The organism is Pontibacterium sp., from assembly GCF_041587635.1.
Lineage (GTDB): Bacteria > Pseudomonadota > Gammaproteobacteria > Pseudomonadales > Balneatricaceae > Pontibacterium.
This window is the reverse complement of record NZ_JBFGYC010000752.1, coordinates 1-1103: the sequence shown is the minus strand read 5'-3', so window position 1 is coordinate 1103 and position 1103 is coordinate 1. Positions and strand designations below refer to the sequence as shown.

Annotated in this window: 2 protein-coding genes; one reads left to right on the top strand and one right to left on the bottom strand. The window is 47.5% G+C overall.

Features of this window, described 5'->3' with window-relative positions:
• Nucleotides 1-206: 206 nt before the first annotated feature.
• Nucleotides 207-398, bottom strand: coding sequence for a hypothetical protein (locus ABYW01_RS21430; protein WP_372836650.1), 192 nt, complete (start codon nt 396-398; stop codon nt 207-209).
• A 331-nt stretch (nt 399-729) separates the two neighbouring features.
• On the opposite strand from ABYW01_RS21430, the gene ABYW01_RS21425 reads away from it, so the two are divergent.
• Nucleotides 730-861, top strand: a complete 132-nt coding sequence (locus tag ABYW01_RS21425) for a hypothetical protein (protein WP_372836648.1) — start codon at nt 730-732, stop codon at nt 859-861.
• Nucleotides 862-1103 lie beyond the last annotated feature (242 nt).

The window sequence follows — 1103 nt, the reverse complement described above, 5'->3', positions numbered from 1 at the left end:
TGAAGGCGTTGGTGGCGTAGGTTGTATTTCAGAGGATGCTTTATACGTATATGGAGGATACGTCTGTGGGTGTGGCCGATTTGGGGGAGGCAAAAAGTCAGATAGGGCTGAGAAGAGGAGAAGCAGTGGAGACTCTATAGGTAAAGTAAGAACTGGGGGCGAATGCCCCCACTAGTGGCTCACGGAATGAGCAACCTCTAAGCTGATTACTTTGCGTCAAGCCGGTGTTGGATATGGCTTTCCACAATTTCGAGCTTCTTTTTCAGCAGATCAATGGTGGCATCATTGTCACCGATTTCAGGAGAGAATTTGATCGTATCCAGCAGATCCACCAGAAAACTCTCCTCGTTCATCTTCGCAAGTTCTGCGGGTGTCCAGACTTTCGTCATGTACGGCATCACCACTCTCCTAAGTCATGTGAGAAAGGGAAGGTCCGATCGTAGCTTGAGCGAAAATGGCGTGATAAGGGCGCGCCGTTCGCGGGTGCTTGATAAAGCTTAGCAGGTTGATGAGTAATCACTAGGAATCGGCATTGTCTATTTCCGATTGGGCGGTGGCATGCTGCTGTTGAGCAAGCACCGCATTATATTGATCTGTGTCTATATTTCTCTTTACCTTGCCAGCTCGGGAGGGTGTTTTTTGAGCTATATCAATTTTCACTAATGTGTCTCGTTGTAACCTAGCCCCAATTCTTAGATTTAGAAAAACATTGTTTGAGAGGGTGACAACATGTTTGGTATCGATCCGTACAGCTTTGAAACACTGGCTCCAAGTCTGGTTATGATTGCCGTTATGACTGGCGTGATGATCTGGGGCGGTCTCAAAATTCGTTCACTGATGAACGAAGACAAAAAGTCATAAAGTAAGTTGTGACTGCAGTTCCGGTGTGCTTTCCCCCAGCCGGACAGATATAAAAAAGGCCGCATTTTATGTGGCCTTTTTTATGTCTGTTATGAAGCTAGGGAAGGTGCGAACAAGTCCCGTGAGCGCTCTGCAAGCCCTTAAGCCTGTAGATGCCAGGCGCAGTTTGTAGTTAATGGTCGTAGTCCTTAACAAAAACTGCAACACCGCAGATGCAGGCTTAAGGGCTTGCCCTACGGGGC